29 protein-coding genes are annotated in these 25,742 nt (G+C 62.7%); 20 read left to right on the plus strand and 9 right to left on the minus strand.

Annotated features, from left to right (window positions below):
* The first annotated feature begins 102 nt into the window (after positions 1-102).
* The 3 genes from JEY66_RS07475 to JEY66_RS07485 all read left to right on the plus strand — a co-directional run bounded on the left by JEY66_RS07475 (position 103) and on the right by JEY66_RS07485 (position 3,864).
* Positions 103-576, plus strand: coding sequence for an Hsp20/alpha crystallin family protein (locus JEY66_RS07475; RefSeq protein ID WP_026191811.1), 474 nt, complete (start codon positions 103-105; stop codon positions 574-576).
* Between the two features lie 76 nt (positions 577-652).
* On the plus strand, positions 653-1,129 hold the full coding sequence (locus JEY66_RS07480; protein WP_018268786.1) for a CBS domain-containing protein: 477 nt from the start codon (positions 653-655) through the stop codon (positions 1,127-1,129).
* Positions 1,111-3,864: a bifunctional acetate--CoA ligase family protein/GNAT family N-acetyltransferase gene (locus JEY66_RS07485; protein ID WP_041482606.1), complete on the plus strand. Its 2,754-nt coding sequence runs from the start codon at positions 1,111-1,113 to the stop codon at positions 3,862-3,864. Before JEY66_RS07480 ends, JEY66_RS07485 begins: the two co-directional genes overlap by 19 nt.
* On the opposite strand, the gene JEY66_RS07490 is transcribed toward JEY66_RS07485, so the two are convergent.
* The gene (locus JEY66_RS07490) at positions 3,851-4,261 is read right to left on the minus strand and encodes a hypothetical protein (RefSeq protein WP_018268784.1); all 411 of its coding nucleotides are present in this window, start codon (positions 4,259-4,261) and stop codon (positions 3,851-3,853) included. The two genes, JEY66_RS07485 and JEY66_RS07490, sit on opposite strands and share 14 nt — an antisense overlap.
* Positions 4,262-4,472: 211 nt before the next feature.
* Between JEY66_RS07490 and JEY66_RS07495 the strand changes: the two genes are divergently transcribed.
* From JEY66_RS07495 to JEY66_RS07505, 3 genes are read left to right on the plus strand one after another with little or no spacing between them, the layout of a single operon-like run.
* Positions 4,473-5,555, plus strand: coding sequence for an MlaE family ABC transporter permease (locus JEY66_RS07495; protein ID WP_018273617.1), 1,083 nt, complete (start codon positions 4,473-4,475; stop codon positions 5,553-5,555).
* Positions 5,556-5,557: 2 nt separating this feature from the next.
* On the plus strand, positions 5,558-6,295 hold the full coding sequence (locus tag JEY66_RS07500) for an ABC transporter ATP-binding protein (RefSeq protein ID WP_018273616.1): 738 nt from the start codon (positions 5,558-5,560) through the stop codon (positions 6,293-6,295).
* Between the two features lie 16 nt (positions 6,296-6,311).
* On the plus strand, positions 6,312-7,421 hold the full coding sequence (locus JEY66_RS07505; RefSeq protein WP_018273615.1) for an ABC-type transport auxiliary lipoprotein family protein: 1,110 nt from the start codon (positions 6,312-6,314) through the stop codon (positions 7,419-7,421).
* On the opposite strand, the gene JEY66_RS07510 is transcribed toward JEY66_RS07505, so the two are convergent.
* Positions 7,418-7,777, minus strand: coding sequence for a hypothetical protein (locus JEY66_RS07510; RefSeq protein ID WP_018273614.1), 360 nt, complete (start codon positions 7,775-7,777; stop codon positions 7,418-7,420). The two genes, JEY66_RS07505 and JEY66_RS07510, sit on opposite strands and share 4 nt — an antisense overlap.
* Before the next feature lie 156 nt (positions 7,778-7,933).
* Positions 7,934-8,191 (minus strand): hypothetical protein, encoded by a 258-nt coding sequence (locus JEY66_RS07515; RefSeq protein ID WP_016839928.1) that lies wholly within the window; start codon positions 8,189-8,191, stop codon positions 7,934-7,936.
* 150 nt (positions 8,192-8,341) lie between these two features.
* On the opposite strand from JEY66_RS07515, the gene JEY66_RS07520 reads away from it, so the two are divergent.
* The 3 genes from JEY66_RS07520 (at position 8,342) to JEY66_RS07530 (ending at position 10,872) form a co-directional block, all read left to right on the plus strand.
* A complete protein-coding gene (locus JEY66_RS07520; RefSeq protein WP_016839927.1) occupies positions 8,342-8,635 on the plus strand; it encodes a hypothetical protein in 294 nt (97 codons plus the stop codon).
* Between the two features lie 243 nt (positions 8,636-8,878).
* A complete protein-coding gene (locus tag JEY66_RS07525) occupies positions 8,879-9,580 on the plus strand; it encodes a cache domain-containing protein (RefSeq protein WP_240536830.1) in 702 nt (233 codons plus the stop codon).
* A complete protein-coding gene (locus JEY66_RS07530) occupies positions 9,577-10,872 on the plus strand; it encodes a methyl-accepting chemotaxis protein (protein WP_240536831.1) in 1,296 nt (431 codons plus the stop codon). The genes JEY66_RS07525 and JEY66_RS07530 overlap by 4 nt, the downstream gene beginning before the upstream one ends.
* Positions 10,873-10,898: 26 nt before the next feature.
* Here the strand turns inward: JEY66_RS07530 and JEY66_RS07535 are convergent, their stop codons facing one another.
* The 5 genes from JEY66_RS07535 to JEY66_RS07560 all read right to left on the minus strand — a co-directional run bounded on the left by JEY66_RS07535 (position 10,899) and on the right by JEY66_RS07560 (position 15,220).
* Positions 10,899-11,864: a helix-turn-helix domain-containing protein gene (locus tag JEY66_RS07535; protein WP_016839926.1), complete on the minus strand. Its 966-nt coding sequence runs from the start codon at positions 11,862-11,864 to the stop codon at positions 10,899-10,901.
* A gap of 101 nt (positions 11,865-11,965) precedes the next feature.
* Positions 11,966-12,574 carry a response regulator FixJ gene (gene fixJ / locus JEY66_RS07540; RefSeq protein WP_018273613.1) on the minus strand — a complete coding sequence of 203 codons (609 nt, stop codon included), beginning with the start codon at positions 12,572-12,574 and terminating at the stop codon, positions 11,966-11,968.
* Positions 12,571-14,001: a PAS domain S-box protein gene (locus JEY66_RS07545; RefSeq protein ID WP_018273612.1), complete on the minus strand. Its 1,431-nt coding sequence runs from the start codon at positions 13,999-14,001 to the stop codon at positions 12,571-12,573. Before JEY66_RS07545 ends, fixJ begins: the two co-directional genes overlap by 4 nt.
* A gap of 311 nt (positions 14,002-14,312) precedes the next feature.
* Positions 14,313-14,669, minus strand: coding sequence for a hypothetical protein (locus JEY66_RS07555; RefSeq protein WP_018273611.1), 357 nt, complete (start codon positions 14,667-14,669; stop codon positions 14,313-14,315).
* 404 nt (positions 14,670-15,073) lie between these two features.
* Positions 15,074-15,220, minus strand: a complete 147-nt coding sequence (locus JEY66_RS07560) for a hypothetical protein (RefSeq protein ID WP_162136727.1) — start codon at positions 15,218-15,220, stop codon at positions 15,074-15,076.
* Positions 15,221-15,365: 145 nt separating this feature from the next.
* Between JEY66_RS07560 and JEY66_RS07565 the strand changes: the two genes are divergently transcribed.
* The 11 genes from JEY66_RS07565 (at position 15,366) to ccoS (ending at position 25,064) form a co-directional block, all read left to right on the plus strand.
* Positions 15,366-16,112, plus strand: coding sequence for a CBS domain-containing protein (locus JEY66_RS07565; RefSeq protein ID WP_026193360.1), 747 nt, complete (start codon positions 15,366-15,368; stop codon positions 16,110-16,112).
* A 230-nt stretch (positions 16,113-16,342) separates the two neighbouring features.
* Positions 16,343-16,570, plus strand: coding sequence for a hypothetical protein (locus JEY66_RS07570; protein WP_016844699.1), 228 nt, complete (start codon positions 16,343-16,345; stop codon positions 16,568-16,570).
* A 115-nt stretch (positions 16,571-16,685) separates the two neighbouring features.
* Complete coding sequence (locus JEY66_RS07575; protein ID WP_125459468.1) at positions 16,686-17,183, plus strand: hypothetical protein; 498 nt, start codon at positions 16,686-16,688, stop codon at positions 17,181-17,183.
* Complete coding sequence (gene ccoN, locus JEY66_RS07580; protein ID WP_038378756.1) at positions 17,180-18,832, plus strand: cytochrome-c oxidase, cbb3-type subunit I; 1,653 nt, start codon at positions 17,180-17,182, stop codon at positions 18,830-18,832. The genes JEY66_RS07575 and ccoN overlap by 4 nt, the downstream gene beginning before the upstream one ends.
* A gap of 8 nt (positions 18,833-18,840) precedes the next feature.
* Positions 18,841-19,575 carry a cytochrome-c oxidase, cbb3-type subunit II gene (gene ccoO / locus JEY66_RS07585; RefSeq protein ID WP_018273606.1) on the plus strand — a complete coding sequence of 245 codons (735 nt, stop codon included), beginning with the start codon at positions 18,841-18,843 and terminating at the stop codon, positions 19,573-19,575.
* A gap of 10 nt (positions 19,576-19,585) precedes the next feature.
* Complete coding sequence (locus JEY66_RS07590; protein WP_018273605.1) at positions 19,586-19,750, plus strand: cbb3-type cytochrome c oxidase subunit 3; 165 nt, start codon at positions 19,586-19,588, stop codon at positions 19,748-19,750.
* A 6-nt stretch (positions 19,751-19,756) separates the two neighbouring features.
* Positions 19,757-20,629 (plus strand): cytochrome-c oxidase, cbb3-type subunit III, encoded by an 873-nt coding sequence (gene ccoP, locus JEY66_RS07595; protein WP_018273604.1) that lies wholly within the window; start codon positions 19,757-19,759, stop codon positions 20,627-20,629.
* A gap of 96 nt (positions 20,630-20,725) precedes the next feature.
* On the plus strand, positions 20,726-22,183 hold the full coding sequence (ccoG, locus tag JEY66_RS07600) for a cytochrome c oxidase accessory protein CcoG (protein ID WP_018273603.1): 1,458 nt from the start codon (positions 20,726-20,728) through the stop codon (positions 22,181-22,183).
* A 15-nt stretch (positions 22,184-22,198) separates the two neighbouring features.
* Positions 22,199-22,699, plus strand: coding sequence for a FixH family protein (locus tag JEY66_RS07605; protein ID WP_018273602.1), 501 nt, complete (start codon positions 22,199-22,201; stop codon positions 22,697-22,699).
* 11 nt (positions 22,700-22,710) lie between these two features.
* A complete protein-coding gene (locus JEY66_RS07610; RefSeq protein ID WP_018273601.1) occupies positions 22,711-24,897 on the plus strand; it encodes a heavy metal translocating P-type ATPase in 2,187 nt (728 codons plus the stop codon).
* Positions 24,897-25,064, plus strand: a complete 168-nt coding sequence (ccoS, locus tag JEY66_RS07615; RefSeq protein WP_016845472.1) for a cbb3-type cytochrome oxidase assembly protein CcoS — start codon at positions 24,897-24,899, stop codon at positions 25,062-25,064. Before JEY66_RS07610 ends, ccoS begins: the two co-directional genes overlap by 1 nt.
* Positions 25,065-25,218: 154 nt before the next feature.
* Here the strand turns inward: ccoS and JEY66_RS07620 are convergent, their stop codons facing one another.
* The gene (locus tag JEY66_RS07620; protein ID WP_125459273.1) at positions 25,219-25,464 is read right to left on the minus strand and encodes a hypothetical protein; all 246 of its coding nucleotides are present in this window, start codon (positions 25,462-25,464) and stop codon (positions 25,219-25,221) included.
* Between the last annotated feature and the right edge of the window lie 278 nt (positions 25,465-25,742).

Raw genomic sequence — 25,742 nt, forward strand, 5'->3', positions numbered from 1 at the left:
TTTGATCATATCACGTTGGCCCGGTTTTGATCCTGGTCAACGGCCGGGGAGCTGTTCCTGACTAGCTTTGCTTCGCAAGCAACACGCAAGCAGGAGGTACTGATGGCTAACGACGTGATCCCCGTTGGAACCGAGCGCGCTTTGGCGCGGCGGGAGAACAATCCCTTCGCATTTCTGCAACAGGAGATCGACCGGCTGTTTGACGGTTTCGGCCGCAATTTCCCGGCGTTCGCCGCGCCGCAGGCGATGATGCCGCGTATGGACGTCAGCGAGACCGACAAGACCGTCGAGATTTCCGCCGAGCTGCCCGGCCTCGAGACCAAGGATGTTCAGCTCAACCTTGCCGACAACACGCTCACGATCCGCGGCGAGAAGAAGAGCGAGCGCGAGGAGAAGGACAAGGACTATCACCTGATCGAGCGCAGCTTCGGCGCATTCTCGCGGTCCGTTGGGTTGCCCGAAGGCGTCAAGGCGGAGGACGTCAGCGCCGAGATCGCCAAGGGTGTGCTCAAGGTCACCGTCAAGAAGCCGGCCCCCAAGCAGAGCAGGCAGATCGACATCAAGACAGCGGCGTAGCCGCCTTGCGGGGGCGCGTCGCCCGTCAGGCAGCGACGCGTCCCCGAAATAACCATCCATCCAAAGGGGATCAGCCATGTACGAGTTTCTTCAGGAGACCGTTGCGAGCAACATGACGAGGTCGGTACGAAGCGTCGCTCCCGAAATGACCGTCGGCGACTTGTACCGGTTGTTCGCGAAAGACGACTTTGACGCCTATCCCGTGCTCCGCGACGATGTCGTGGTCGGGTTCGTCACGAAGCTGGACGCCCTGAAGGTGTTCGCCTGTCCGGTAGATCACATGCTGCCACGTTACGACGATCGCATGGGAACGACGGTCGACGAGATCATGTCGTCCGACGTGATCGCGGTCGAGCCGGACACAAATCTGCAACGCGTTCTGCAGCTGATGATCGCCCATCGGCTCAAGAGCCTGCCCGTGATCGACAAGTATCATCACCTGGTCGGGATTATTGCTCGCGAGGATGTCATGCGGGCCCTGGCGCGTTGCACGAAGCGGCAAGCGCCTTCGCTCGTTCCCTGCGAGACTGTCCGATGTCTACGTTTGGTCTAGATCGGGTTCTTTCGCCTCGATCGGTCGCGCTTGTCGGTGGCAGTTCGCGTCCGTCTTCGCTGGGCTTGGCGGTACTCATGAACCTCAAGGCATGCGGTTTTGCCGGCCGCATCGCCGTCGTCAATCCGAACTACACTGCGATCGACGGCGAGATTACGTCCCCGGATCTCAAGTCGCTTCCATTCGTTCCGGACCTCGTTGCGATCACGGCGCCTGCAGCCGCGATTCCCGGAATCATCTCGGACGCTGCCGCGGTCGGTGTCGCCGGTGCCGTGATCCTGTCCGCCGGCCTCGGGCATGGTGCCGGCTCGCTAGCCGAGACGGTCGCGCAGGCGGCGCACCGGCACGGCATGCGCCTGATCGGGCCGAACTGCCTCGGCGTCATGGTGCCGCGCGTGAAGCTCAATGCGAGCTTTGCCGCGCATCAGCCCACCGAAGGGCGTCTTGCCCTGATCTCGCAGTCGGGGGCCATCGCTGCCGCGATGATCGAATGGGCGGCAGAGCGGCGGCTCGGCTTCTCCGGCATCGTGTCGATCGGAGACCAACTCGACGTCGATGTCGCCGATCTGCTCGACTATTTCGCGCAGGATGATCATACCAACGCGATCCTGCTCTACGTCGAGGCCGTCAAGGATGCGCGCAAATTCATGTCGGCCGCGCGCGCCGCGGCGCGGCTCAAGCCCCTGATTGTCGTGAAGGCGGGCCGGGTGGCGCAGGGAGCCAAGGCCGCAGCCACCCATACCGGAGCGCTTGCCGGTTCGGACGCCGTCTATGACGCGGCGTTCCGCCGGGCTGGCATGCTGCGCGTGTACGACCTTCGCGAATTGTTCGACTGCGCCGAGTTGCTTGGCCGCGGTTTCGTCCCGCGCGGCAATCGCCTGTCGATCCTGACCAATGGCGGCGGGCTCGGCATCCTCGCGATCGACCGGCTCGTTGAGCTCGGCGGCGTTCCTGCAAGCCTGACGACGGAGACGATTGCGGCACTCGATCGGGTTCTGCCGCAAGGCTGGTCTCGCGCCAACCCCGTCGATATCTCCGGCGATGCCGACGCTGCCCGCTACGTGGCCGCACTCGGCGCGCTGCTGGAGGACGCGAACAGCGACGCCGTGCTGGTCATGAACGTGGAAACGGCTGTTGCGCCGACCGAAGGGATCGCCGAAGCGGTGACGCGGTGCGTTGCCGACCGCCGAGCCAGGAACAGCGAGGTAGCCGCACTGGTGCTTGCGTCGTGGGATGGTGCCGACGCTCGCACCGCGGCGACCTTCGAGCGGGCGCGCGTCCCGCATTTCCCGACCGAGGATGATGCCGTGCGCGCCTTCATGTATCTGGTGAGATACCGCGATGCCTCCATCACGCTGGCCGCAACGCCGCCCAGCAGCGCCTCGACGTTTGCGCCACGGACGGCGGCGGCGCGGCACGTGATCGCGAAGGCGCTATCCGAGGGGCGGGAATGGCTCGATCCGGTCGAGATCGTCGCGCTGTTTGAGGCCTACGATATTCCGATCGTTCCGACCGTCGTGGCCCGTGATGCCGACGATGCCGTGGACAGGGCAGCGCCCTTCCTGGCGCAAGGGCTTGCCGTGGCGGTGAAGCTGTTCTCGCGCGACATCAGGCACAAGTCGGACATCGGCGGTGTCATTCTCGGCCTGCGTACTCGCGAAAGCGTCGCACAGGCGGCCAGGACGGTGCTGGCGCGCGCTCGTGCCGCGCGTCCGGATGCCGTCCTGCAAGGTGTGACAATCCAGCCGATGATCGAGCGGCGGGTGGCACGTGAGCTGATCCTCGGCATTGCCGACGATCCGACTTTCGGCCCGGCGATCGTGTTTGGCCGCGGCGGGACCGCGGTCGAGGTGATCGACGACAAGGCGCTGGCGCTGCCGCCTCTCGACATGAACCTGGCACGCGACCTCGTAGGACGCACGCGGGTCTCGCGGCTGCTTGCCGCCTACCGCGACGTACCCGCCGTTCCGGAAGATGCCGTGCCGATCACCCTCGTCAAGCTGGCGCAGATGGCGGCCGATATTCCGGAAGTCGCAGAGCTCGATATCAATCCCTTGCTGGCGGACGAAACCGGCGTGCTGGCGCTCGACGCGCGGGTGGCGATCCGCAAGCCCGCGCGGTTGTTTGCCGGCCAGACCCGTCTTGCAGTGCGGCCGTACCCGTCGCAGTGGGAAGGCGAACTTGCCCTGAGGGACGGCTCGCGCGTGACGGTGCGGCCGATGCGGCCGGAGGACGAGCCGATGATCGACAGCTTCCTCAAGCGGGTAACTGCCGAGGACCTCAGGCTGCGGTTCTTCCATTTCACGAAGAACTTCTCGCATGCGTTCATCGCGCGGCTGACCCAGCTCGATTATGCGCGCGCGATGGCGTTTGTGGCGCTGGATCCGAACTCCGGTGCAATCATCGGCGTCGTCCGGCTCCATTCGGACTCGCTCTATCAGAATGCCGAGTACGCCATCCTCCTGCAATCCGACCTCAAGGGCAAAGGGCTCGGATGGGCGCTGATGCGCCTGCTGATCCACTATGCGCGATCGGAAGGGCTGAAGCGCATGTCCGGCCAGGTGCTGACCGAGAACATCAGCATGCTGAGCATGTGTCGTGATCTGGGCTTCGCAACCTGCCCGGATCCCGAGGACCACAGCATCGTCGATGTGGAGCTCGACCTGTCTCGGCTAGTCGCGGATGCCGAAGCGGCTGGCGGCCTGATCCGGCCCGGTGCAATCAAAGCGGCGTGACGGCGACGACCCGGTAGGGATGCATGCCGTCCGCCTCATGGACGGAGACATATTCGCCGAGCCGAAAGTGCTCGCCGCCGAAATGAAACCCGGCTTCATCGGCGGTGGCGCCGGCAACGTCATAGTGAAAGCGCCAGCTGTCGGACGGTCCATGCACGAGGTGGCCGAGCTGATCGTCCTCGCCCGGGCGTTGGCGGACGACGCGGCAGGCGTCGCGATTGGCCCTCCAGGTCTCGACATCGATCCGCGATGCCGTGTCGAGCGGGGCGACGATGACGTAGCCGATCGCGGACGTACCTTCGGGGTGATCGTGCTCGCGGGCGCGCTCGAGCCGGACCTGCCTGAACGAGTGCGGCAACGCAGTGTTTTGCAAAGGTTTGAAGGCGGCGCGATTCATCTGAAATCTCCTGAGCACGCCCGAGGCTGCCGGGCAATCTGTGAAATCATACGGCCGTCGCTTGCCAAGCCGTTGATCTGGGTCAAGCACATTCCGGGTGGCCAAGATGTGGTCTATTGCGCTGGGTCAAACACAGCCGGCTCCAGCATCCTAGGGTGACTCGAAAGTTGGAGTCAGAATCTTGCTCAATGCCCCGGCCCTGATAGCAAATGTGAACAATCCGCGCGTGCTCACTGCATGTGGGGCCTGGAACGTTGCCAATGTCGAGGCGCTGGAGCGGCTGTGCGCGCACGCCGCGCGTACCGATATCGGCTCGATCGATGTACGGCGTGTCACTGCGCTCGATACCGTCGGGGCCTGGCTGCTCGAAAGACTCGCCCGCAGTGGCGTGACCAGAGCAGTCCTCACCGGTGCCGACGGTCCATATGGCGACTTGCTGGAAGAGGTGCGGGGGCTGAACCGTTCCGGCCGCGCCGAACGCAGACCGGTCAACCCCGTGCTGCAGAAGCTTGATCAACTCGGCCGCGGCAGCAGGCGGCTGGCATCCGATTCGGCGGCATTCCTACATATGCTCGGCGCCTTCAGTCTAGCGCTGCTTGGCATTTTCAGGCATCCGCGATCGTTCCGATTGACGTCGACCGTCTATCAGCTCGGCCGGGTGGGCTGGCAGGCGGTGCCGATCATGGTGCTGATCACGTTCCTGATCGGTGCCATCATCGCCCAGCAGGGCATCTTCCATTTCCGCCGCTTTGGCGCGGAATCCTATGTCGTGGACATGGTTGGCATCCTCGTGCTGCGCGAGATTGGCGTGCTGATCGTGGCCATCATGGTGGCCGGACGATCCGGCAGCGCCTATACGGCCGAGATCGGTGCGATGAAGATGCGCGAGGAGATCGACGCGCTCAGCACCATGGGGCTCGATCCTGTCGCGGTGCTGATCCTGCCACGAATCCTGGCGCTGGTGGTGGCGCTGCCGATCCTCGCCTTTCTCGGCTCGCTCGCGGCGCTCTATGGCGGCGGGCTCATCGCGTGGCTTTATGGCGGCATGAGTCCGGCGATCTTCATTGCACGCCTCCATGACGCGGTTTCGGTCACTCATTTCGAGGTCGGGATCATCAAGGCGCCGTTCATGGCGCTCGTGATCGGGCTTGTCGCGGCCGTCGAGGGATTGAGCGTCAAGGGCAGCGCGGAGTCGTTGGGGCAGCAGACGACGGCATCGGTCGTAAAATCGATCTTCCTGGTGATCGTGCTCGACGGGTTGTTCGCGGTCTTCTTCGCCTCGATCGGGATGTAGCCATGGCCGACACGCCAGCGATCCATATTAGCGACCTCGTGGTCGGTTTCGGCGAGAAGATCATCCTCGATCATCTCGATCTCGACGTGAACGACGGCGAAATTCTCGGCCTCGTGGGCGCGTCCGGCGGCGGAAAGTCGGTGCTGATGCGGACATTGGTTGGCTTACTTCCGAAGCGGAGCGGACAGATCGATTTCGCAGGCGACAGCGATGACGAGCGCCGCTGGGGCGTGCTGTTCCAGCAGGGAGCGCTGTTTTCGGCCTTGACGGCTCGCCAGAACATCCAGTTTCCGCTGCGCGAGCGCGCACGGCTGTCGCCGGGGCTGCTGGACGAAATTGCGGACGCGAAGCTCGAGATGGTCGGCCTGAAGCGCGAAGACGGGGACAAGTATCCGTCCGAGCTCTCGGGCGGCATGACCAAGCGGGTTGCGCTCGCGCGGGCGCTGGCGCTCGACCCCTCGCTCCTGTTTCTCGACGAGCCAACCTCCGGTCTCGATCCGATCGCTGCGGGAGAATTCGATGCCCTGATCCGGACGCTGCACCGGACGTTGCGCTTCACCGTGTTCATGGTGACACACGACCTGAACAGCCTGCAGGCCATCTGCGACCGCGTCGCCGCGCTCGCCGATGGCAGGATCGCGGCAATCGGGCGGCTGTCATCTGTGCTCAAGTCCGATCATCCCTGGGTCCAGGCCTACTTTCATGGTGCCCGGGCGCAGAAGCTGGGCCTCGGCAATTAGGCAGAGAGAGACGCATATGGAAATCCGCGCGCCCTACATCATCGTTGGTGCATTCGTGTTATCGGCGATCGTCGCCGTGTTCGGCTTCGTTTACTGGCTGAACAATGTCGGGGGGATCGGGAAACGGCAGACATATCAGATCGTTTTCGCCGATCCGGTGCCCGGGCTGCTGGTCGGGGCGGGCGTCCTCTTCAATGGCATCCGCGTCGGCGAAGTGACCGCGCTTGCGCTGGTTCCGGACCGGCCGCGCGAGGTTCACGCCACGATTGCGGTCGCTGAGCGCACGCCGGTGCATAGCGATACGCGCGTCGGCCTCGACTTCCAGGGGCTGACCGGTGTTCCGGTGATCGCGCTGGAAGGCGGCGATGATTCCCAGGCGCCGCCGGCGCGTGAACCGCTGGTGGCCGAAAAGGGGGCCGGGCGGAGCATGACGCAGGCCGCCCGCGATGCACTACGCCGGGTCGATGCCGTGCTATCCGAGAACGCCGCGCCGCTGCACAGCACGATCGACAATCTCAGCACGTTCGCCGAAGGGCTCGCGCGCAACACGCCGAAGCTCGATGGAATTGTGGCCGGGCTGGAACGCATGACCGGCGGTGGTGCGCCCGCGCCGCGCAAGGTGGTGTACGACCTTCACGCGGTGGACGACTTCGGAGCGCAGCGCCATGCCAATCTGCCCGAGCAGCTGGTCATGGCGGAGCCGACCGCGATCGCACGCTTGCAGACCCAGCGCTTCCTGTTCTCGCCGGATGAAGAAACTCAGGGGTTCGAAGGTGCGCAGTGGGGCGATAGTCTCCCGGTGCTGGTGCAGGCGCGGTTGCTGCAGAGCTTCGAGAATTACGACGTCGACCATGCGCCACTGCGGGCCGACAGCGGTGTAGAGGGTACGCCGCGCCTGCTGATCGACCTGCGTCGGTTCGAAATTGTGCAGGGAGCCCAACCGCGCGCGACGATCTCCCTGTCCGCGAAGATCGTCGATCGAAATGGGCGGGTAAAGGCCGCCAAGCTTCTTGAGGGATCCGAAGGGATAAACTCGCTCACACCATCCGAGGCGGCAGCCGCATTCGATCGGGCCTTCGGGTCTCTCGCAAGGGAGCTCGTGATGTGGGTTGCATCGACGGACTAGCGACCTGTGCGCAGCAGGCTGCGGCAGTGCCGCGCAATACTGACTTCCTCATTGGTCGGAATGACCAGTACGTCGACCGGACTGCCCTTCGCGGCGATGCGTTGTTCGCCCTGTACATTTGCTGCCGTATCGATGCTGACGCCGAGCCGGGAGAGGCGATCGCAGACGCGTTGCCGGATGTCCGCGGCATGCTCGCCAATGCCGCCGGTGAGCACCAGGCCGTCGAGGCCGGCAAGGATATTTGCCATCACGGCGACTTCTGCGGCGACACGAAATGTGAAGAGATCGATGGCTTCGCGGGCCTCGGGCTTGTGGCTCGCCAGCGGGGCGGCGAGCTCGGCTATGCGCTGGTTCACGCATCTGGCGCAGTGTTCGACAAAAAGATGCCCGGCAAAAGCCGGGCATTGAATATCGATACAACCCCAGGGAGGAGAGGTCGTCCTAACGATTCTATTCAAGCATGCTATGGCGGGCGACGATTTGAGCTGGCGCAATAAATCGAAGATTGATTTTTAGTGGGAGTCAGGAGAAGGCCGTTCCTGCTCCAGGTCGTTTGGCACCATCCCATATGTCCGCAGCACGGTAGTTTTCACGCCCGGATGGCCGGTGCGGACGACTGCCGCAGCACCAGCGTGGCCGAACGTCTTCCATAAGTGCTTGGCGTGCTCAATCGCCGCGGCGGGGCTGGCGCACTTGGCCTGCTGGCCCGGAACGAGTTCGCCATCGGTCCGGTCGTAGGGCAGAGCAATGAAATGCGTGATCTCGTCCATCGATGCCCCTTTCTCGTTCGGTCGACTTCACCCAGCAAGCATTGTGCGATGAGGGCTATCTTGATCCGCCTCAGATCACTTCGTTTGATCCGGATCAAGGCCGAATAGGCGCATCTCGTTGCTGTTGATGGGTTCGAAAGGGAGCTTTGCTTGCCATTGGGCTTCCTGCTCTCGAATTTGGACTGGGTCATGGTGATGGGAAACGTCGTGCACTTTCCGGAATCGCACCGGGCGAATTACGAAGAGGTGGCGTCCGGAGTGGACTTTCGCCAGTCCGTCCGTCAAGTACTATTGATGCTCGAACTGCAACTGCTCCAGATCAGCGGCTTGGTCGCTATGTGCCCGGCCGGAAGGGCCAGGACGAAGCTGCAGCAGCAGCACGACCAACTACTCGGTCGCCTTGCGACCGCGCGACAGCATGCGCGAGCGCTGATCGGCGATTGACGCCGGCCCACATTGCGGCGTCACCTGCCGCCAGAACGCAACATTTCATCGGATTGACGATCGATCGTCCGGCTCGTCGCCATGCGAAAAATGAGCTCTGCTGCAGGATTCCGATAGGGGATTCTACGTGAGTTAAATCTCGCGGCCCAATAGTCCGTACCGGTTCGGGCGAGCCCATATTGACTTGCCCTGCGCAAGTCAGATCTGGCAACCGTTTGCGACAAGTCTGTTTGGTGAAAAGCGATGAATTTCGGGATTTCTCTGGCGCAGCGCATCTACGCAATTATTGGGCTGAGCTTTTGCGGGCTGACCGGACTGGCCGCTATCCAGGCAAGCAATCTGGCAGATGCCTTGCGCGGGCAGCGGCAGAGCGAGTTGAGACACCTTACTCAACTGGCTCTTGGCATTGCGCAGGAGGAGCATGACGCGGCTGTCGGCCGGGGAGCGGATGGAGACGCCGCGCGTCGCAATGCAGCAGCCAGAATCGGCGCGCTGAGATTTGGGAACGGGGATTACTTCTGGATCAACGATCTTAGTCCCACGATGGTCATGCATCCGATCAAGCCCGAGCTCGACGGCAAGGATTTGCGTGACGTCAGGGATCCGACCGGCAAGCAGTTGTTCGTCGAATTTGCCGAGATCGTGAAGCGAAGAGGCGAGGGGTTTGTCGACTACCAATGGCCAAAGCCGGGTCTGGACACGCCGCAGCCGAAGCTATCGTTTGTTGTGGGCTTTCAACCGTGGAACTGGGTCATCGGGACAGGCCTGTATGTCGACGATCTCCAGGCGCAGGTCTGGGAGCGGGTACGAAGCATCATTACGATTGCTGCAGCGATCGTATTGTGCGTCGGGCTGGTAACACTGCTGCTTGCCCGACGGATATCCAAGGCTCTCGTCACAATGACGGGCGCCCTCAACCGGCTGAGGGTGGTGATTTCGACATGAAGCTCCCAGGGCTCGAGCGGCCCGATGAACTGGGCGACATGGCGCGTTCAATCGAGCAATTCAGGGGCAGGGCCGCTGAAAAGGTGCGTGACGAGGCGAGGCAGGACGAAGAGAGGCGCCGCGCGGCCGAGGAGGCCCGGGCATCAGCGTTGCAGCAAATGGCCGCCAATGTCGAGAATGCTACAAAGGTTGCCGTCGGCGAAGTTGCCTCTGGTACGGACCGGATGGCAAGAAACGCCTCGATGATGAGAGATACGGCACTCACGCTGGAGAGAAACAGCAGCAGTGTCGCTGCGGCTGCCGAAGAGGCCCTTACAAATGCTCAGACCGTCGCAAAAGCATCCTCGCAGCTGGCCGCGTCAATATCGCAGATCGCCGATCAGGTGGGGACGTCGCGTTCCTTGACGCTGGAGGCCGTCACGGCATCGACGCAAGCCCAGGCCACAATCGCCAAGCTGTCGGAAGCTGCGTCAAAGGTGGGAACTGTGACGAGCCTGATCAGCGAAATCGCCGGCCAGACAAACCTCCTGGCGTTGAATGCCACAATCGAGGCCGCACGAGCCGGAACAGCTGGCCGCGGTTTCGCGGTCGTCGCGGCCGAAGTGAAGTCGCTGGCTGAACAGACCGCGCGAGCAACAAATGAGATCGCGCTGCAGATTGCCGAGATCCAGGAGGCGACGTATGCCTCGGTTGCATCCATGACTACCATTGGTGACGTCATTCGCAGCGTTGAATCTGTGTCAGCCGCAATCTCTGCCGCGGTCGAGGAGCAAAATGTCGTCACGGCTGATATTTCGAGGACGGTCGAAGAGACGTCACACGCGGCTCGCGAGGTCGCCTCCCAAATTGCCTCGGTATCGGCCGAAGCGGTCGAAACCGGTCGACGAGCATCGGAAATGCACGACGGATCGACGGCCATTGCGGAGAATGTGGCCGAACTGCGCACGACACTCATCCGTGTTATCCGTACGTCGACGACGGATGTTGATCGCCGACTGTCTTCCCGCGTCGTCTTTCGACGGTCCGGAGCATTGTCATGGCGCAGCGAGACGAAGCGTATCGAGGTCCGTGACTTGTCGCCGGGCGCGGTCTTGATCAACTGCACCTTGCCGGACGCAGCAATAGGCGAGCCAGTCGAACTGACGATCGAGGGGCTTTCATTCCGGCTTGGCGGTGTTGTGGGGCGTATAGACCGCGGCTCGGTGTTGATCTGTCTGAATCTGACGGCAGAGAGCGAGCAAGAATTGTCCGAGATACTCTCAGCCGAGCGAGCGCGGGCCGCAGCGGCCTAGGAGCGGCTTCTCGGGGGCGGGCGATTCTACTTGCAAGGTATGCTTGCCGGCTTGCCCTGCGCCTCGATGAGCGTCCTGGATGGTACTTCTCCAAAGGCAGCTCGATACATCCGTGAGAACTCACCCATGTGCCAAAAGCCATGGGCCAGGGCGGTCGCCTTGACTGTGAGGCCCGGGTAGCCCATGCGCAAATGCTGTCGAACAAGCCAAAGTTGACGCAGCCGTCGGTATTGATGAATGCCGGCGCCACAGATCGATTGTGCCGCGGTATGAAGCGTGCGCACCGAAATTCCGAGTTCGTTCGCTAGCTCATCGCACGTGTTGTTGGAGGCGGGGGTCGACATGATTGCATCGTCTATGTGATCAATAATCCGCTTGTAACGTTCCGCAATGTTGGCTTTGCCTCCTTCGAATGCCCCTCGATGAAATTCTTCATCGAGCGCGGAGAATAATGTTCCCTGTATTGCCAGCAACTGATGGACGTCGATCGGCTTCGATTGATGAGCCGCGAACCTCAAGGTCGATTGTATCAGGGTTTGAATAAATGCCAGCGAATCCCCTGGTAACCCAAGCAACAGGTAGCCCGCGCTCAACTCTGCCCATTTCAGAGCAAGATGATCCGGCGGAATGGAAAGGATGGCAACCAGCCGGGGTTCCGGTTCGAACACCGTACAGTTCGCGCTTCCTTTGAGAACGATGATCGAATGACGGACTGCTTGCCCGTTGAGGCGCGCGGACGCGACCCGGTCCATCGGGACAACGAAGACGAGTCGATCGGACAGCTCGTAGCCGTTGATGATCCGTGGGAACGTTCGTACCAGCGAGAGGGTAGCTGAGGGCAACGACAGACTGGCCCGCAGAATGGAAGGCGGTGCTGCCGTGAGCGGAATGCTCGAAGCCTGCACATAGCGCTCGCTTTCGCGGAAATGATCGACGTCGGCATAGGCCTGCAGGTCGAGCGCAGGCGATGCGGAGAGTGCGTTGAAGAGCATTGGCTGCTACTCGATTCGAGCAATCCGCACACTCTCGTACCGTCACCCTCCAATTGAAATTACGTATAATTACTTATGCCACCGGGAGCGGCGGCCCTTGGCTAGAGCCCGGCAGCGATCGCGATCCGCATCAATTCCGACATGCTGCGCACATTGGTCTTGGCCATCAGGTTCGCCCGGTAGACCTCGACCGTGCGTGGGCTGATGCCAAGGTCGTGGGCGATCACCTTGTTGATCTTGCCTGCCACGAGCCCTCGCAGAACGTCGCGTTCGCGCGGCGAGAGATCCACCAGGCGAGCTTCGGCCTCGCTCTTGGCCGTACCGTCGGCCGGTGCCGTCGACTGTGTTTGCAAGGCTTCGCCGATTGCACGCAGGAGCGCCTCGTCCTCGAACGGCTTTTCGATGAAGTCAACCGCACCTGCCTTCATCGCCTCGACCGCGAGTGCGACGTCTCCATGGCCAGTCATCAGAATGACGGGACATGCGACCGCGTCCGCCTTGAGCTTGCGGACCAGTTCGAGGCCGCTCATGCCGGGCATGCGGATATCGGATACGATGCAGTCGACCCTGCTGCCGGCAAGATGATCCAGAAAGTCGGTTGCCGTCTCATAAGTCGTTACGGCAAAGCCGTTGACGTCGAGAAGGAAGGCCAGTGAGTCCCGCATCGCGGGATCATCGTCGATCACGAGAATTGTGCGCCGCGCTGTCATGCTTCTTCTCCGTCCTCCGCGAACGGGAGGATGAACTGAAAAACCGTGCCGCCACCAGCGTTTGGCATCACGTCGATGCGTCCGCCATGGGACTCGATGATGGTCCGGCAGATCGAGAGGCCAACGCCCATGCCCTGCTCCTTGGTCGTGACAAAGGGCTGAAACAAACGGTCGGCGATATCGGGGCTGATGCCCGGGCCGGTATCGGCAATGGAAAACGTCGCAACACCGTTAGTCTTGGAGACGCCGACGGTCAATTCGCGGCGCGGGCCCGAGGCCATCGCCTCGATCGCATTGCGAACCAGGTTGAGCACGACCTGCTGAATCTGGATCTTGTCGACGATGATCGGGGGCATGTCCCGATCGCTGCGGATCGCTACCCGGACGCCTTGCTCCTTGGCGCCGAGCAGCGCCAGTGCGACTGCCTCTTCAAGCAGGGTGGCCGGGCTCTCCAGGGACTGTTGGGTCTCGCCCTTGGCGACGAATTCGCGCAGGCGCTTGATGATGTCGCCGGCCCGGAGCGCTTGCTGCGCGGCCCGCTCGAGCGCGTCCCGAATGCGGGTCGCATCCGGTACCTCCGACGCCAGCAGCGCCCTCGCACCGCGCATATAGTTCGTGATGGCTGACAGCGGCTGATTGATCTCATGCGCGATTGAGGACGCCATCTCCCCCATCGCGGTCAACCGCGAGACGTGGACCAGCTCGGATTGGAGCTCCTGAAGCCGCCGTTCCTGCGCACGGCGTTCAGTGAGATCGCGGATAAAGCCGGTGAAGAAACGCTCTCCGCGTACCTTGGCCTCGCCGACGGCGAGCTCCATCGGAAACGTCGAGCCGTCGCTTCGCTCCCCGACAACGATGCGGCCAATGCCGATGATGCGCCGCTCGCCGGTCGTAAGGTAACGCTCGAGATACCGGTCGTGCTCGCCGCGATACGGCTGGGGCATCAGGCTCGAAACGTTCTTTCCGACGACTTGGTCCGCTTTCCAGCCAAACAGGCGCTCGGCTGCCGCGCTGAAGGAGCGAATAATGCCGTGGTCGTCGATGACGATCATCGCATCGGGGACCGTGTCGAGGATTGATTGCAGATGGGCCTGACGATTTCGCGCCTGATCGCTCTCCTTCAGTAGCCGGTCACCCATAAAGCCAAGGATCGGACCGAGGACAGCAAAACAGGCGATATCGATCAGATTCGCAGGCTCGGTGACCAGGCTCCTGCCGAGGAATTTGGCGCTGATGACGAGGCAGAGCAGGGTGGTGAGGATCGCCGGACCGCGGCCGCCGGCGAGCGCGGCAAACAGCACGGCGGGGACAAAGATGATCGTGAAGGTCCGGTCTTCGAAATAGTTATCGAGCCCCGCGCGCACCGCGAACACGAGTGCGGCCGCTGCCGCGGCAGTGCCATAGCGGTACCAGATGTGGTCGGACATATTCCCCCGGGCAAAGCCCTCAACTCACCAAATATTACAACGTTCAGACGCTCGAAGCCACTAGCTGCTCTGTGCAGATGACCTATTTGACCCAGGCTCGCCAATGTGTGGGTTGTACCATGATGCGTTGGGCAGTCTCCACCCTCACCCAGCCGCCCGGGATGCGGCGACAAGGAAAGACGAGCTGGTGAATGGCGTTGCCCTCGATCACGGCGAGCTCTAGGTCTAAACCGAAGGGGGCCGTCGCGACCCCCTCCCATGTCGCGCCGGCGCCGGCCACTGGGCGCTCTGGAGCGTCGCGTGCCGGCACGTCAGGCAGCCTTCTGAGTAGCCTCGTCGACACCGCCGGTCTTTCGTGCAAACAGGTTCAGCTCGATCGTACCCAGCGAACGCGCGGTCTCGATCGCGTACGTCGCGTCGTTCGCGCTGCGCGCGGTGACGCCCTTGGCCCAGTCCTGCAGAGCCGTGATCTTCTCGGCCACCGAGGCGGTGGAATTGAACCTGCGGAAAAGCTCCCAGGCCTCGTTCGATTCGATCTGGATCTGTTCGAACCAGTGCTGATTCGCCTCGATCAATTTTTCCGAGAATTCCGACTGGACGGCCATCGCGCGCTTTGCGTAGCTCTGGATGGCGTCGGGGGCGGGACGGACTTCGCTCTGGCCTGTCATGTTAAAAATCCTTCGTTGGGGGAGGCCTTGCTTCCCATAGGGGCGGCACTTGCGTGTTGATATGCGTCAACTCGATAGCTTCCGGCCCGCACCTGTTCTTGCGATCAACCTAGCTGCGCTTGGGATCGACGACTGCGTCGGTTCGCAAGTTGATGAAGTGGATGCCGTCACAGCCGGCGCAGGAGATCGAGTACAGATTGTCAGCCAGAGACTCGGACGCCCCATCGGGAAGCAGAGCTTGGACGCGATCACCGGTGGTTGGACAAGAGAAGATAATGGGGCGCCAAGCCCTTCGGTCTGCCATTTGCACAATCCTGACGAAATAACATCTTCCGGCGGCACGCGTCGTGCCGCATTGACGCACGTCAAAATTCCGGGAAGACGGTCGAGACGACGCCGACAGCCTAGAACGGGCGGCGGCGATGGGGCCGGACAGGGTTTGACCTGGCCGGCTGGCTTAGCGAAGGCCGCTTTGCCTGCAACATCATCCGGACGAAGGCCACGACAGCGATCGCGATCGCTCCGATCGAGGCGAGCAGGTTCTGCAACATGATTTTATTCTCCTGACTGACTGGCAACATCGTCGATCATGGGCCGCGGAGCCTTGATTCCGGTCAAGTGCGGGCATTGAGCGAGATCAAGACGAATGAGCCGGTCATGTGTGACCTTGGTGTAGATGTCGAAAGGAAAGCGGCAATGCGCGCACATCAGATCATGGCGAGACATCTCGTCACTGTTGGAACCGAGACCTCTATTGTCGAAGCCGCCAAGCTGATGATGGATCACCATATCAGCGGCCTGCCGGTGGTCGACGCGGCTGGAAGACTGGTCGGAATCCTGTCCGAGAGCGACTTTATGCGGCGAAGCGAGATCGGCACGCAACGCCGGCGCAACGGCTGGTTTAAGTTTCTTCTCGGCTCCGGCTACGCAGCCGCGGACTTTGTCCACGAGCGCGGACGGAAGGTCGGAGAGATTATGTCGTGCGACCCCGTCACCGTGACGGAAGAAACGCCCGTGTCTGATCTGGTCGATCTCATGGAGAAGAAGGGCGTCAAGCGGCTGCCAGTGATGCGCGACGGGCGCCTCGTTGGCCTCGTGACGCGGGCGGACCTGCTGCGAGCGGTTGCGTCCATTGCGCACCAGATCCCGGATCCCACGGCGGACGACAACCATATCCACGATCGTATCGTGCGGGCGCTCGACGGGGCAAACTGGTGTCCGCTCGGGCTGCAGGTCTCGGTGCGCGACGGCGTGGTGCACCTTCGTGGGGTCATCATGGACGAGCGGGCGAGGCGGGCGGCGATCGTCGCCGCGGAGAATGCTGCCGGCGTCAAGGAAGTGCACGATCATCTGTGCTACGTTGATACCTATTCCGGCTTCTATATCCGATCCGCGGAAGACGAGCGAGCAGCTGCCGCCAAAGCGGAGGAGGCGGCAGGATGATCGTTCGCCCAGACTGGAAATCTCGCCACAAATGGTACCTCGTCCGGTCCGGTTGTCGTTCCTGATCACGTGAGCCGCACGTCGCGAAATGCGCGTGGTCCGCGCGGTCGAGATCGTTCAAGCTCTGCTCGCCTTGCAATACAGAGCAAGCCGTTGCGACAGATCAATACGGGCGCCTCGCACTGATGGCAGCGTGAACAATAAAGAATCAGCCCATGCGAGGGTGCGCCATGCCATCATTCGACGTTCGTTTCATCAAAACCGTTTGCGACGACACCGGCCACGAACATCGCGCCTGCCAGGCAGTGTTCAAGGTCGACGCTGCCTCGCTTTCCGCGGCCGCACAGCTGGCCGAGGCCGACTTCTGTAGGCAGAAGGGTGTCCGCGACTGGACGATCTTTGCCGATTCCATGGAGCTTCGAACGCCGCCGACCGTGCCGTCGGCGTGGGGCGGCTGACGATCTTGGGTGGCGATCGAGATCGATTGCCGCGACATCGCACACTTGACCAGGATCAAATCGGCAATCGGGTCTTTCGGCTAAAGGTGGAGCCGAAAGAAGGGATGTGTGAGAAATGGGCGACCGATCAGCTGGCAACAGTTCACCGCAATTCGAGAGTCTTCTGGCCCGCTTGCGGGCATTTCTTGCGCGTCGACACGAGTTCGATCTGTTGACCGCCAGGGAGGTCGACGAGATCGCTCACGAGCTCAATCTCTCGACGCCGGACCTTCGTGCCCTTGCTCGCGAGCAAGGTTCGCCGGAGTTGCTCCGCAAGCGTCTCGAGCATGCAGGCCTGTCCGAGCAGATGCTAGCTTCTTCCTATTGCGATGTGTTGCGTGATCTGCAGCGAGTGTGCGGTCTGTGCCGTGAGAAGGCTCGCTGCGCCGCGGATCTCGCGCGGGAAAGGCGGGCCAGTCCGGCACGATACTGTCCAAATGAACTGACCCTGACGGCGCTGAGCCGCGGCGCCAGCAGCGCGCAGCATGGCGCAGGAATTGATGCCGATCAAGTAGCTGGCGGCGAGATTGTGGTCTCCACGACGTCACCGCATCCAAAGAAAGCTTCCACATGACGAATCCATCTTCCGTTTCAAAGTCGATGACGATGGGTGAAGCCGGCTTGACGTCGGCACTTGCGGTTTTTGCCTTCGTTAGCTTTCTGGGCGCGGCGATGGGGCACGATGCGGCGTTCAGTTTTCACGCGTCGCTTGCTTGTGCCGCCAGCCTGATCTCCGTGGTCATGATCGGCAATCGCTACCTTGACCGTCCCGCAGAATTGCCACCGGCGGAGATAGGCGGGCGCCCCAATTACAACCTTGGCCCGATCAAGTTCGCGTCCGCCATGGCGATGTTCTGGGGCATCGCGGGTTTCACTGTGGGTCTGATGATCGCCATGCAGCTGGCCTGGCCGGCGCTTAATTTCGATCTGCCCTGGACGACATTCGGCCGCCTGCGGCCGCTGCATACGTCGGCCGTGATCTTCGCGTTCGGCGGCAACGTCCTGATCGCGACGTCGTTTTATGTCGTGCAAAAGACCTGCCGCACTCGCCTTGCAGGCGACCTGTCGCCCTGGTTCGTCGTGGTCGGCTACAACTTCTTCATCCTGATCGCCGGCACCGGCTACCTGCTCGGCGTGACCCAGTCGAAGGAATACGCCGAGCCGGAATGGTACGCCGACTTCTGGCTGACGATCGTCTGGGTGACGTATCTGCTCGTGTTCCTGATGACGTTGGTGAAGCGCAAGGAGCCGCACATCTTCGTCGCCAACTGGTTCTACCTGGCGTTCATTATTACCATTGCGGTGCTGCATCTCGGCAACAATCCCGCGTTGCCGGTCTCCTTCCTCGGCTCGAAGTCCTACATCGCCTGGGGCGGCGTACAGGATGCCATGTTCCAGTGGTGGTACGGCCACAATGCGGTCGGCTTTTTCCTGACCGCCGGCTTCCTGGCGATCATGTACTATTTCATTCCGAAGCGGGCGGAGCGTCCGGTCTATTCCTACCGGCTGTCGATCATCCATTTCTGGGCGCTGATCTTCCTTTACATCTGGGCCGGCCCGCATCATCTGCATTACACGGCGCTGCCGGACTGGGCGCAGACGCTCGGCATGACCTTCTCGATCATGCTCTGGATGCCGTCCTGGGGTGGCATGATTAACGGCCTGATGACGCTGTCGGGCGCCTGGGACAAGCTCCGCACCGATCCCGTCCTGCGCATGATGGTGGTGTCGGTCGCCTTCTACGGCATGTCGACCTTTGAAGGCCCGATGATGTCGATCAAGGTGGTCAATTCGCTGAGCCACTACACTGACTGGACCATCGGCCATGTGCATTCCGGCGCGCTGGGCTGGGTCGGCTTCGTCTCGTTCGGCGCGCTGTACTGCCTCGTCCCGTGGCTCTGGAATCGCCAGCTCTACAGCCTGAAGCTCGTCAACTGGCACTTCTGGATCTCGACCATCGGCATTGTGCTCTACATCTCCGCAATGTGGGTGTCGGGAATCCTGCAGGGCCTGATGTGGCGCGCCTACACCTCGCTCGGCTTCCTCGAATACTCCTTCATCGAGTCCGTCGAGGCCATGCATCCCTTCTACATCATCCGCGCGGCCGGCGGCGCGCTGTTCCTGGTCGGCGCCCTGATCATGGCCTTCAATCTCTGGATGACGGTCAATGCCGGCCGAGCCAGCGAAACCGAGGGCGCCGGCGCCCTCCAGCTTGCCGAATAGGTCACGACATGTCTCTCTGGAATCGACACAAGATCTTTGAGAAGAACTCGATCATCCTGATCGTCGGCATTCTCGTCGTCATTGCGATCGGCGGACTGGTCGAGATCACCCCGCTGTTCTACCTGAAGAGCACGATCGAGGCGGTCGACGGTGTGCGGCCCTATACGCCGCTCGAGCTCGCCGGCCGCAACATCTATGTCCGCGAGGGCTGCTATCTCTGTCATTCGCAGATGATCCGTCCGCTGCGCGACGAGGTCGAACGCTACGGCCACTACTCGCTCGCCGCCGAGAGCATGTACGACCATCCGTTCCAGTGGGGCTCCAAGCGTACCGGGCCGGATCTGGCACGTGTCGGCGGCAAATATTCCGACGATTGGCACGTCACGCACCTGATCAATCCGCGCTCGATCGTCCCGCAATCGGTGATGCCCGGTTACCCGGCGCTCGCCAGGACGGAGCTCGACCCGTCCGACGCCACGGCTCATCTGCGGACCAACCGTGCGGTCGGCGTGCCCTATACCGACGAGCAGATCGCCAACGCGGCCGCCGATCTCAAGGCGCAGGTCGACCCCGACAGCCCCGGCTCCGACGCGTTCCAGAAGCGCTATCCGAAGGCGGCGGTCCGCAACTTCGACGGCAAGGCCGGCAATCCGACCGAGCTCGACGCGCTGATCGCCTATCTGCAGATGCTGGGTACGCTCGTCGACTTCAAGCTCTACAACGAAAAAGCCAATCTGCGCTGAGGGCACCAGCATGAAAGCGATCGTTCAAGTCGAGAATTTCGCATCCAGCCTGGTCGGCACGCTCTGGACGCCCATCTTCGTTGGAATCTTCATCGCCATCGTCGCCTACGCGCTGTGGCCCCGCAACAAATCTCTCTTCGATGCTGCAGCCCGGATGCCGCTGCGGGAGGACTGACCGATCATGAGCGAGCACAATGAGATCGACCGCGTTTCCGGCCGCAGCACGACCGGTCATGAGTGGGACGGCATCAAGGAGCTGAACACGCCGCTGCCGCGGTGGTGGGTCCTGACATTCTATGCCACGATCATCTGGGCGATCGGCTATTGGGTCGTCTATCCCGCTTGGCCACTGGTCTCGGGCTACACCACCGGTCTGTTTCAGTATTCCACCCGCGCCAGTGTCGCGACCGACCTTGCCGATCTTGAGAAGCTGCGTGGCGAGAAGATGGCGGTGCTCGGCAACGCGTCGCTGGCCGACATCGAGAAGGATCCGGCCCTGCTGGCGTTGGCGCGCGCCCGCGGCAAGACGGTGTTCGCCGATAATTGCGCACCATGCCACGGCAGCGGCGGCGCGGGCGCGAAGGGCTATCCCAACCTGAACGACGACGACTGGCTGTGGGGCGGCTCGCTCGACCAGATCATGCAGACCATCCAGTTCGGCGCACGCTCGGGACACGCCAAGACCCATGAAGGGCAGATGCTGGCGTTCGGTCGCGACGGCGTCCTCAAGAAGGACGAGATCGTCACGGTCGCCAACTATGTGCGCTCGCTGTCCGGCCTTTCCACCGCGCCGAAGTTCGACGCCACGGCAGGGAAGAAGCTCTTCACCGAGAACTGCACCAGCTGCCACGGCGACAACGGCAAGGGCAATCCGGAACTCGGCGCGCCGAACCTGACCGACCAGATCTGGCTCTATGGCTCCGACGAGGAGGCTCTGGTCGAGACCATCACCAATGGCCGCGCCGGCGTGATGCCGGCCTGGGTCGGCCGTCTGGATCCGGTCACCGTCAAGGCGCTGGCGGTCTATGTGCACTCGTTGGGCGGCGGCAAGTAGCCGCCACCGCGAGGGCGTCCGGGATCATTGACCAAGGTCAAACCCGGACATGGTGCAGGGATGTAGGTTTCAACCAGAGCCTCATTCGAGCAACCCATGAACAAGCCCGTGCCGCCTGATGAACTCATGACCGACGAAGACGGGCCGCTCTACGCGCCTCGCAAGAAGGTGTACCCGCAGAGCGTCTCCGGTCGGTTCCGCTCGATCAAGTGGCGGCTGATGGCCGTCTGCCTCGGCGTCTACTATCTGCTGCCCTTCGTACGCTGGCATCGGGGTCTCGGCGCGCCCGACCAGGCGGTCCTGATCGATTTCCCGAATCGTCGCTTCTATTTCTTCTTCATCGAGCTCTGGCCGCAGGAAATCTACTATTTCACCGGCCTTCTGGTACTGGCGGCGCTCGCCCTGTTCCTGATGAATGCGCTCGGTGGCCGGATCTGGTGCGGCTATCTCTGCCCGCAGACGGTCTGGACCGATCTGTTCTATGCGGTCGAGCGGCTGGTCGAAGGTGACCGCCGCGCGCAGATCAAAGCCGACGCTGGCCCAATGACCGCAAAGCGAGCCGGTCGCCGTGCGTTGAAGCACGCGATCTGGCTGATGATCGCCTGGTGGACCGGTGGCGCCTGGGTGCTCTATTTCGCCGATGCGCCGACCCTGGTGCGTGACCTTGCGACCTTTCAGGCGCCGGCGATCGCTTATGTCTGGATCGCGATGCTGACCGCATCGACCTATCTGCTGGCCGGCTACATGCGCGAGCAGGTCTGCGTCTATATGTGCCCGTGGCCGCGGATCCAGGCCGCGCTGACCGACGAATGGGCGCTCAACGTCACCTACAAATACGATCGTGGTGAGCCGCGTTGCTCGGTGAAGAAGGCGTTCGACATTCGCTCGCTCGGCGAGAAGGCCGGCGATTGCATCGATTGCAACCAGTGCGTTGCCGTATGCCCGACCGGGATCGACATTCGCGATGGCGCGCAGCTCGGCTGCATCCAGTGCGGCCTATGCATCGATGCCTGTGACGCCGTCATGACCAAGGTCAGCCGTAAGACCGGTCTGATCGGCTACGACAACGACATCAACGTTCAGCGGCGCGTCGCCGGCAAGCAGGAGATTTTCAAGCCTGTTCGCGCCCGTACCGTCGTCTACGCCGGCCTGATCACCGTGGTCTGCGCCGTGATGCTTTACGCGTTGATGTCGCGAACCCTGCTCGACGTCAACGTGCTGCACGACCGCAACCCGATCGCGGTGCGTCTCAGCGACGGCGCGATTCGCAACGGATACACGCTCCGCTTCCTCAACAAGCGCGGCTTTGATCGTGTGATCGCGATCGATGTCGATGGACCGGCCGACGCGAAGCTACACGTCATCGGCGCGGACTCCGTGACGCCAGATCGGCCGATGATCGTTCTTGCGCGCGATACCACCACCGAACTGCGCGTGCTGGTGACGGCGCCGCTCGATGAAAGGGCGGAAAAGTCGGTGCCGGTCACATTCCGCGTCACCGATATCGGTCTCGGAGAGGTCGCCTCCGCGACCGACCACTTCGTCCTTCCCTAATCACGGAATTTTACCATGGCAGCCTCAAGTCCAGCCGCGCGACCCATCACCGGACGTTTCGTCCTGGTCACGACGATCACGTTCTTCGCCGTCGTCATCAGCGTGAACATGGTCATGATGCGCCTTGCCATCACGACTCTTCCGGGCACCGAGGTCGACAGCGCCTACAGCGCCAGCCTCGCCTATCAGCGCGAGATCAATGCGGCCAGACAGCAGAACGAGCGCGACTGGCAGGTCCAGGCGCATGTCGATCGGCGGCCTGACGGCAGCGCCGCAATTGCACTCGAGGCGCGCGACCACGCCGGAGCGCCGCTGACGGGAATGAGTTTCCTCGCTCGGCTCGAGCGGCCGATCGATCGTCGCGCAGACCGGCCGATCGAGATCGCCGAGGCTGGGGGTGGGAGCTATAGCGGCCGCGCCGAGGGCGTCGCCGCGGGGCAGTGGGACCTCGTCATCGAGGGCGACGCTGATGGCCGCCGCATGTTCCTGTCGAAGAACCGAATCCTGCTGAACTGAAGGTGCATCCTATGCAGGCGGATATCGACTTCTCTCACTATCTGAAGAGCGCGGGCACCGGGCTCATCCATCTCGATCTCGCTGTCGAGGGCATCAATTGCGCGGGCTGCATGGCCAAGATCGAACGCAATCTGTCGGCCATACCTGACGTCACCTCTGCCCGCGTGAACCTAACGGACAGCCGTCTTGCGCTCGAATGGAAGGCGGGTGCTCTTGAACCGGCGCTGTTCGTAAGTCGGCTCGCGGAGCTCGGCTACAAGGCCTATCCGTTCGAGCGCGATGATGCCGAAACCCTGGAGGCCCGACGGGCACAAGGCCTGTTGCGCCGGCTGGGCGTCGCGGCCTTTGCCGCCATGAACGTGATGATGCTGTCGGTCCCGGTATGGTCCGGCAACGTCTCCGACATGCTGCCGGAGCAGCGTGATTTCTTCCACTGGCTGTCGGCGCTGATCGTGCTGCCGGCCGCGGCCTATTCGGCGCAGCCGTTCTTCTCGTCGGCGTTGTCAGCCCTGCGAGCGCGCGGCGTTAACATGGACGTTCCGATCAGTATCGGCATCATCCTGGCGCTGGCAACCTCGGTGATCGAGACCGTAAACCACGCCGAACATGCCTATTTCGATGCCGCGATCATGCTGATCGCGTTCCTGCTCGCCGGTCGCTATCTCGACCAGAACATGCGGCGGCGCACTCGCGCCTTTGCCAGCAACCTGGCTGCCCTCAAGGCGGAGACCGCGACGAAGTTCATCAGTCCGACCGAGATCAGAACGGTCCCGGCAGCTGCGATCCGGCCAGGCGACATCGTGCTGCTGCGGCCCGGCGAGCGCTGTTCGGTCGACGGCAATGTGATCGAGGGCCGCTCCGAGGTCGACCAGAGCCTGATCACGGGCGAAACCCTGCCGGCGATGGTGTCGCCCGGCAGCGCGGTGTTCGCGGGCACGCTGATCCGTTCCGGCACGTTGCGCGTCCGCGCGTCGGCAGCCTCGGGCGGCACGCTGCTCGACGAAATATCCCGGCTGCTCGATCACGCGCTGCAGGCGCGCTCGCGCTATCTGCGTCTGGCGGAGCGGGCCTCGAGGCTCTATGCCCCGGTCGTGCACGCGACGGCGTTGCTCACGATGCTCGGCTGGCTGGCCTATGGCGCGAGTTTTCATGACTCGATCGTGACGGCGATTGCGGTCCTGATCATCACCTGTCCCTGCGCGCTGGGGCTTGCCATTCCGGCCGTGCAGACCGTTGCATCCGGGGCGCTGTTCAGTTCGGGCGTGCTGCTCAACGCCGGCGATGCGATCGAACGCATCGCCGAGATTGACCGGGTGATCTTCGACAAAACGGGTACTTTGACGCTGCCCGAGCTCGATGTCGCCAACCTTGCGGACATCCCGGATCACGTCGTGAAGCTCGCGGGCCGGCTGGCACTCTCGAGCCGTCATCCGGTCGCGGCCGCGGTGGCGCGCAAGGCGGGGGCGGCCTCACCCCTGCCGGACATTGAGGAGGAACCGGGCCAGGGCGTGCACGGCTTCCATGAGGGGCGTCCGATCCGGCTGGGCCGCCCGTCATTCTGCGGTGCCGACGACCTCGCCAACGAGATTCTGTGCCGGGATCCGGAAGCCTCGGTCGTCGCGTTCAGCCACGGCGAGAGCAGGTATGCCTTCGCGGTTCGGCAGCGGCTGCGGCCGGACGCGGCGGAGGTGATCGCAGCGTTGACCCGCATGGGCATCGTCGTCGAGATCGTGTCCGGGGATCGCGAGCCAGCGGTCCGGCATGCGGCAAGGATGCTGGGCGTGCATGAATGGCGTGCGGAGGTCTCTCCGGTCGACAAGATCGACCGGATCGAGGAGCTGGTGCGCCAGGGCTGCAAGGTACTGATGGTCGGCGACGGCTTGAACGACGCGCCGGCTTTGGCCGCGGCGCACGCCTCGATGTCGCCTGTTACGGCCACGCACATGAGCCAGGCAGTTGCCGATTCTGTCTTCCTTGGTGAGCGGCTCATGCCGGTCATGGTCGCGGTCAAGGTGTCCCGCAAGGCGCTGCGGCTGATGCGGCAGAATCTCTGGCTTGCCGTCGTTTACAACGTCCTGGCAGTACCGATCGCGATCGCCGGCCTGGTCACGCCCCTGATCGCGGCGGCGGCGATGTCGGGTTCGTCGGTGATCGTGATGCTCAATGCGCTGAGGGCGCGAGCGAGGGAGGCGCTCTGATGGAGGTTCTGGTCATTTTGGTGCCGCTGGCTCTCGCACTTGGCTTTGCCGGCCTGCTCGGCTTTCTCTGGTCACTCAAGAGCGGACAATATGACGACCTCGATGGCGCGGCCTGGCGCGCCATCGCCGACGATGAGCCCGCCAATGGTCAAGGCCGGTCCAAGTAATGAAAGTATACCAACGAAACCACCGCGGCGATGGTCATTGCCGTTGAGGCGAGCGCTAGGACCAATGTCCAGTCCATTCGGCGCGACTGCGGCACCCGCGAGCGGAGAAGCAGGACCGCGACCAGCCGGTTGATGGCACCAAACCGCGCCATCGTCAGCAGCAGCACATCGGCAGCACGTCAGGCCGCCAGTAGCGCCAGTGCGTCGCCGACACAGTAACAGGTTGCATCGTTACGGCGTCCAGCCACCCCTCGGTGTGGCGGATGCAGGGGATGCCGAGCGGCTGATGTTCGCCATCAATCATTGCAAGTTCGATCACGCAACCGAATGGCGCCGACGCGATGTCGCGCCATCCCAAAAGGGTGAGCCGGCCAAGCCATGATGTGAATGTGTGGCGCACGCAACATCGCCTCCGGTCGATATTGTTCCTTGTCGCACGTGTAGCAGTTCGAGCGATTGACGTGGCTCAACGTCTCCGGTGCGACGGCGAGGGGGCTGTTGACCCAGCTCAATCCAGAAGCGGGAGGGCGGCATATTCTTGAGAAGTGCCCGCGGCAAAGGAAAGCCGGAGCGAGCGCCAGGGAGTATCGCGGGCCAGGTTTGACGCAGATCAATTCAAGATTCGCGGCGTCGCGATTGATTTGCATCGCGCAGTATCGTGCCAGACCCGCTGAACAA

Source organism: Bradyrhizobium elkanii USDA 76, assembly GCF_023278185.1.
Lineage (GTDB): Bacteria > Pseudomonadota > Alphaproteobacteria > Rhizobiales > Xanthobacteraceae > Bradyrhizobium > Bradyrhizobium elkanii.

What these genes read in the sequence shown, in the direction of transcription:
- JEY66_RS07545 (WP_018273612.1), bottom strand. Translation starts at nt 14,001, where the DNA reads ATGTCCGACCACATCTGGTACCGCTATGGCACTGCCGCGGCAGCGGCC.
- JEY66_RS07605 (WP_018273602.1), top strand. Translation starts at nt 22,199, where the DNA reads ATGGCAGCCTCAAGTCCAGCCGCGCGACCCATCACCGGACGTTTCGTC.
- ccoS (WP_016845472.1), top strand. Translation starts at nt 24,897, where the DNA reads ATGGAGGTTCTGGTCATTTTGGTGCCGCTGGCTCTCGCACTTGGCTTT.
- ccoP (WP_018273604.1), top strand. Translation starts at nt 19,757, where the DNA reads ATGAGCGAGCACAATGAGATCGACCGCGTTTCCGGCCGCAGCACGACC.
- JEY66_RS07555 (WP_018273611.1), bottom strand. Translation starts at nt 14,669, where the DNA reads ATGACAGGCCAGAGCGAAGTCCGTCCCGCCCCCGACGCCATCCAGAGC.
- JEY66_RS07530 (WP_240536831.1), top strand. Translation starts at nt 9,577, where the DNA reads ATGAAGCTCCCAGGGCTCGAGCGGCCCGATGAACTGGGCGACATGGCG.
- JEY66_RS07515 (WP_016839928.1), bottom strand. Translation starts at nt 8,191, where the DNA reads ATGGACGAGATCACGCATTTCATTGCTCTGCCCTACGACCGGACCGAT.
- JEY66_RS07485 (WP_041482606.1), top strand. Translation starts at nt 1,111, where the DNA reads ATGTCTACGTTTGGTCTAGATCGGGTTCTTTCGCCTCGATCGGTCGCG.
- JEY66_RS07610 (WP_018273601.1), top strand. Translation starts at nt 22,711, where the DNA reads ATGCAGGCGGATATCGACTTCTCTCACTATCTGAAGAGCGCGGGCACC.
- JEY66_RS07560 (WP_162136727.1), bottom strand. Translation starts at nt 15,220, where the DNA reads ATGTTGCAGAACCTGCTCGCCTCGATCGGAGCGATCGCGATCGCTGTC.
- JEY66_RS07535 (WP_016839926.1), bottom strand. Translation starts at nt 11,864, where the DNA reads ATGCTCTTCAACGCACTCTCCGCATCGCCTGCGCTCGACCTGCAGGCC.
- ccoN (WP_038378756.1), top strand. Translation starts at nt 17,180, where the DNA reads ATGACGAATCCATCTTCCGTTTCAAAGTCGATGACGATGGGTGAAGCC.
- JEY66_RS07480 (WP_018268786.1), top strand. Translation starts at nt 653, where the DNA reads ATGTACGAGTTTCTTCAGGAGACCGTTGCGAGCAACATGACGAGGTCG.
- JEY66_RS07505 (WP_018273615.1), top strand. Translation starts at nt 6,312, where the DNA reads ATGGAAATCCGCGCGCCCTACATCATCGTTGGTGCATTCGTGTTATCG.
- JEY66_RS07490 (WP_018268784.1), bottom strand. Translation starts at nt 4,261, where the DNA reads ATGAATCGCGCCGCCTTCAAACCTTTGCAAAACACTGCGTTGCCGCAC.
- JEY66_RS07525 (WP_240536830.1), top strand. Translation starts at nt 8,879, where the DNA reads ATGAATTTCGGGATTTCTCTGGCGCAGCGCATCTACGCAATTATTGGG.
- fixJ (WP_018273613.1), bottom strand. Translation starts at nt 12,574, where the DNA reads ATGACAGCGCGGCGCACAATTCTCGTGATCGACGATGATCCCGCGATG.
- ccoG (WP_018273603.1), top strand. Translation starts at nt 20,726, where the DNA reads ATGAACAAGCCCGTGCCGCCTGATGAACTCATGACCGACGAAGACGGG.
- ccoO (WP_018273606.1), top strand. Translation starts at nt 18,841, where the DNA reads ATGTCTCTCTGGAATCGACACAAGATCTTTGAGAAGAACTCGATCATC.
- JEY66_RS07570 (WP_016844699.1), top strand. Translation starts at nt 16,343, where the DNA reads ATGCCATCATTCGACGTTCGTTTCATCAAAACCGTTTGCGACGACACC.
- JEY66_RS07475 (WP_026191811.1), top strand. Translation starts at nt 103, where the DNA reads ATGGCTAACGACGTGATCCCCGTTGGAACCGAGCGCGCTTTGGCGCGG.
- JEY66_RS07565 (WP_026193360.1), top strand. Translation starts at nt 15,366, where the DNA reads ATGCGCGCACATCAGATCATGGCGAGACATCTCGTCACTGTTGGAACC.
- JEY66_RS07590 (WP_018273605.1), top strand. Translation starts at nt 19,586, where the DNA reads ATGAAAGCGATCGTTCAAGTCGAGAATTTCGCATCCAGCCTGGTCGGC.
- JEY66_RS07575 (WP_125459468.1), top strand. Translation starts at nt 16,686, where the DNA reads ATGGGCGACCGATCAGCTGGCAACAGTTCACCGCAATTCGAGAGTCTT.
- JEY66_RS07500 (WP_018273616.1), top strand. Translation starts at nt 5,558, where the DNA reads ATGGCCGACACGCCAGCGATCCATATTAGCGACCTCGTGGTCGGTTTC.